Source organism: Romboutsia sp., assembly GCF_051659545.1.
Taxonomy (GTDB): Bacteria; Bacillota; Clostridia; order Peptostreptococcales; family Peptostreptococcaceae; genus JBOFOR01.
Genome location: NZ_JBOFOR010000146.1, coordinates 1 through 4,973 on the forward strand (window position 1 = coordinate 1; position 4,973 = coordinate 4,973).

The 4,973-nt window shown below is 29.2% G+C and carries 4 protein-coding genes; all 4 read right to left on the bottom strand.

Annotation, left to right across the window (positions count from 1 at the left end; all coding sequences use genetic code 11):
* Positions 1–399: 399 nt before the first annotated feature.
* The 4 genes from ACRC03_RS08315 to ACRC03_RS08330 all read right to left on the bottom strand — a co-directional run bounded on the left by ACRC03_RS08315 (position 400) and on the right by ACRC03_RS08330 (position 4,850).
* Positions 400–621: a DUF1413 domain-containing protein gene (locus ACRC03_RS08315; RefSeq protein ID WP_438652099.1), complete on the bottom strand. Its 222-nt coding sequence runs from the start codon at positions 619–621 to the stop codon at positions 400–402.
* A gap of 53 nt (positions 622–674) precedes the next feature.
* Entirely contained in the window at positions 675–1,229 is a 555-nt protein-coding gene (locus tag ACRC03_RS08320) for a hypothetical protein (protein ID WP_438652100.1), read from the bottom strand.
* A gap of 62 nt (positions 1,230–1,291) precedes the next feature.
* Entirely contained in the window at positions 1,292–4,246 is a 2,955-nt protein-coding gene (locus ACRC03_RS08325; RefSeq protein ID WP_438652101.1) for a Tn3 family transposase, read from the bottom strand.
* A gap of 25 nt (positions 4,247–4,271) precedes the next feature.
* Positions 4,272–4,850 carry a recombinase family protein gene (locus ACRC03_RS08330; protein WP_438652102.1) on the bottom strand — a complete coding sequence of 193 codons (579 nt, stop codon included), beginning with the start codon at positions 4,848–4,850 and terminating at the stop codon, positions 4,272–4,274.
* Between the last annotated feature and the right edge of the window lie 123 nt (positions 4,851–4,973).

Sequence of the window (4,973 nt, forward strand, 5' to 3'; positions counted from 1 at the left end):
TTGATTTTATAGCTATTGCAGCTACTATCTTTGGTAATATTTTTATACCTGTGTTTTTTCCGTAAATTTGAGTCACAAGTGCTTTGATATAAGTAATATCAGTATGTTCACCTAAGCTTCTTTTCATTAATTTAAATACATTGCTATAGTAGCGTCAGGAAAATGCGGATTTCACACGTTAAGGCAATTTTGCCTTCTGATTGCAACGGTTTGATTATTTTCACCGGGAGGACGATATACGTGTAAAAATCGGCCACTTGATTTTGAATACCTTGGTATTACTAGCTTCGGCAATATTTTTTTATTTAATCAAACTTTGGTCACTTTTTTAGAAATATGCTATCTATTTACTACAAACATTAAAAAGTACCGTTACACTCTAACGGTACTTTAAATTTACTATATTTTTTTATATCTTTGAGTTCCACCATTATCAGGAAGTGCCTCTACAGATAGTACCTTTAAATCTACAACTTTCTTGAATTTTCTACCTAAGCTATGTGTTTGTTTTAAGCTTTGTAAATTTAACCACTCTTGTTTTGTCATTAAATCTTCTAATATAAATATAAATCCACTTTCTAGTGTTTCTAATCTCCCTATTGCTCTACTTAATAAATCCATATACTCCACCTCTTTATATAAATTTAATATTAAAGTTCTTAAAAGACTTTAACTTACTCAGCTTCATCAAAGAATATAGTCTTTATAAACTCCCCTACTCTTTCAGACTCTGATTTTTTTAAATCTTTAGGAATTTCTATTTTTACCTTTACATCTGGTCTTATTGGATACTCAACAGTTATAAATTCTTTTTCTTCTACTTTATCCTCTGTAACTTCTCCAAGTGCAATCTGAATATCTTTATATCTATGAGTTAATTCAGCACTTGTTCTTGGTGATTTCAAAGAACTTCTTAAATCTAATGTTAAATCATTTCTCAATATTGGATTGTTAATCCATTTAATCCCTCTCTGATGAGGATATCCATCACCTGTAGCTTTACTTTTATCATATCTATAATCTGTAACTATCTCTCCTATATATACATATTCATCATCAGGTACAACTACGTAGTCTCCTATACTCATTCTATTTACAATACTATCTAATGTAGCTTTATCAACTGATATAGTTTTAGAGTTTTTGCTTTTATAAGTCTTAGTAAGTATTTCTCCAATATCATTTATATCTTTTCCTGATAAATCCCCTACATGGGGGGAGGACGACATACGTGTAAAAATCGGCCACTTAGATTTGAATCTATTGGTATGACCGACTTACACGTGTTTTTTTATTTTAAAAATTTGTCCACTTCAAAACTTAGTATAGGTTCAACTTCACTATCTAAATCTATCGTATACTCTCCAAACCTCTTTATATGACTTGTTAAATAGGGACTTAGATTTTTTATATCTTCTTTTGATACTTCAATTCCATCACTATTCAATTTCTTAATTGCATCCATCATATCAACGGTATTTTGGAATATTAATATATTTGCTAAAAGCTCATTATATTTAACAACTTTAGTTTGTTCATCTAAGTCATTTTCACGAATAACACCATCTCCTCCAAATAAAATCCACTTCATAAAAGCATTGTATGCTTCAGTTTTATTAGTACTTTCAGTGATTTTCTCCCTTAATCTAATATTTGAAATAAATTCAAGTAAATAAATAGTCCTAACTACGTTTCCAAGCTCTCTAAACGCCTGGAACAGTCTATTTTTCTTACTGTAGTTATTTAATTTTCTAAGTAGAGTTGATGGTAGTATTTTACCTGACTTAATAGACAATACAATCTGCATCAAGTCTTCAAAATGAGTCTCTATAATATCCCAATTTATAGTATCTTTAAATAATGAATCTATATGATTATACCTTGATTCTTTATATGGTCTATAAAACTTTAGGTCTTTCCAGTTTCTTATTCTAGGCATTAGCTTAATACCTAGAAGGTGAGTAAGTGCAAACACTGTAACAGATTGACCTTGAGTATCTGCATGTACTGTATCTGGTTGAATATCAGATTTATTTTTAAGTAAACCATCTATTATATAAACTGCTTCCCATACTCCACATGGTATAAAATGACTAAATAGAGCTATGTATCTATCTGATACATGGTTATAAGCGATTCCTCCGTAGCCACCATATCTAATATGATATTCTGAAAGTAAATTTTCATCATACAAATCTAATTTTGTACCATCTGCTGATACTGTATTTACATCACCCCATAGTTTAGGAATTGGTAATTTATTATATTCATTAATTACATCAACCATCGCTTTTTCTAACTTTTCAGAGGTTATATGCCTTTGATTGGTAAACTGTATTTCTCTTGGAGTAATAGAGCCTTTAACATGCTTAGAAGTCTGTGCAGGACCCAAGTTAGAGCCATATCCAAATGTTAGAAGCACATATCTAGATGGAGCATCTGACAACTTAGGTTCAGAACCTGACAAAGGTCCGAAGTGTTTTGTGAAGTTTAGATGCTTCTCAACTTTACAAATAGATTCTACTATATTACGTTCAGTCATTTTATCCTCAAGAACCCTTTTAAATTCCTTTATTTTAATTAGGTTTCTAGTACTCTTTTTCTTCTTTAGAACAACCTCACCATCTGGATGTATAACTATTTCACTATTTTTAGGATAGTTTTTATCTACATCTTTAGCCTTATTATCCAATTGAGATTTTAAACTTTCAATAAAATCTTTAGGATTGTTAGGTAAGTTCATTTCATTACAATAATCATTAAGTATTGGTATACAATCATTCCAAGGCAATAGCTGTTTTCTATAGTCTGCATATTCCTCAGAAAACTCAGCACATAAATCTCCAGTTTTAAATTCAGATGAAATATATGAGAATATACATATCTCAAAATGCTTTCTTATAAAAACTTCGGTTTTATTATTTTTTGTAATTACAAATTTTCTCCACTTTTCACTAGCAAAAGATAAGTCTACACTTGCATCTATATAGTCTGATTTTTTATTTTCACAACTCAATAAATATTCGATTGCTTTCATAAGAGAGCTATCTTTATTACTAGACCTTATAGGTAACATCTTAATTATTTCAAATAAAGTCTTTCTGTGGCTCTTAAAACGCTTAGGTAGTAGCGGATAGTAGTTATTATTGTGATATGCAGTTAGTACCTCGCAATCACTCAGTAAATTGCTATGACCACCTTCTTTTTCAATGATAGATTTCACATTTTTTTCAAAATCTACTCCTCTTAATTCTTGTGGTAGAAGTAATATCTGATGAAGTATACTTACTGCATTTTCAGACTTTGAACGTTGATTTTCTGTAGTTTCTTTCATATCATCCTTTGCTTTACTATGCATTTTACTAATTCTTTTAGTAAGCATCGTTATTAAATCATCACCAGTTTTTATAAAGCTTTTATATATAAAGCAAATCATGATTGTATATCTTTTGTCATCTGAAAACTTTCTTATTTCTGGAGCTGTTAAAGAGTTTGCTAAGGTTGTAAACTTATTAACTTTAGAAGGAGGTATTGTATTTATAAGAAATTCACCTATATTTATTTCTTTTAAATAATTATAATTAGTCTGAACTGCTTTTATATTCGTTAAACTAGGGCTCTTAGGTAGCTCTTTTATATAATTAAAGTTAGTAAAATTGCTATCTGTAGATTTCAATATACCATCTAATAAATCTTTCTGTTGTTGACTAAGATTATCTGAAATATATTTAAATATTTTATTATTAATTTCATTTTGCTTTGACTTTATAGACCTTTCAAGTATTGAAAATGCAGGAAGTTCACAATTATTCTTAATTAATTTTTCTAAAACTGCATTAAATACATCTTCAATATTTTCAAGCGTTGGTTCATATTCACTTACAGCATCATTAGTTAATTCTAGAATTATATCTCTATCCGAGATTACATTTAAATAATTTCTTATACTTTTTTTATATCTAGTGATAGACCTTTCTTTAAATTCAGGTTTTATCTTTTTTCTAATATGCAATATTTCCTTCATATGCCTAATTAAACTTATTGGAATTTCATCTACCATAGGGAAATAATTTAGAGCTTGAAAGGTTTTTAGATAAATCAAGAATGAAAATACATTTAAATCTCCTTTAACTTCAGATTTAACAAATGTTATTTCATCTTCTGTCGGTGTGAAGAATTTAGATAATTCTTCTTGGGTTAATACCTTTTTTAATTTGGGATAAATAGTTTTATTTATTAATGCCATTCATGTCAGTCCTTCTCAAAATAAATTATAGATTTCTTTCTTTTTCTTTACGCTTCGCTCTAACCAATGTAGCTACGCTTATGCCAGTCATAGATTCAACCTGTTTATAGGTATTAGTTTTTAATAAGTCTAGAGCATGCTTTACTTTCTCATCTTTATGTACTTTTTTTCGACCTTCCCTAAAATTTGGATTTTGTTTTGCAATTGCTTTGCCTTCTTTCATCCTCTCAACGATACAGTCTTTCTCATACTCCGAAAATGCACATAATATAGTAAACATCATCTTTCCCATGGCATTAGACAAGTCCACAACACCCATATTTAGTATATTTACTTTGATACCTCTTTCGGCCAGTTCTTTTATCTTGCTAATTCCTTTTTCTGTGCTTCTTGTAAACCTATCCAGTTTAGTGATAACTAAAGTATCTCCTGAGCATAATTTTTTCTCTAGCTCTATAAATTTAGGTCTTTCCATTGTAGCTCCAGTATGTACTTCTTTAAAAATTTCATTGCAGTTATTTTCTTTCAATATTTTTATTTGATTTTCTAAGCTAGTGTTATCTTCTTGAGATTTAGTACTAACTCTTGCGTATCCGTAAATCATATTTTGCTCCTTGATGTATAAATTTTATAGTCATTTATGATTACCAGTTATGACCATGCTCAAAGTATTGAATTTCCAATGAGTATTTTTCATAATCAAAACTTGTAAGTTATGATTATATTA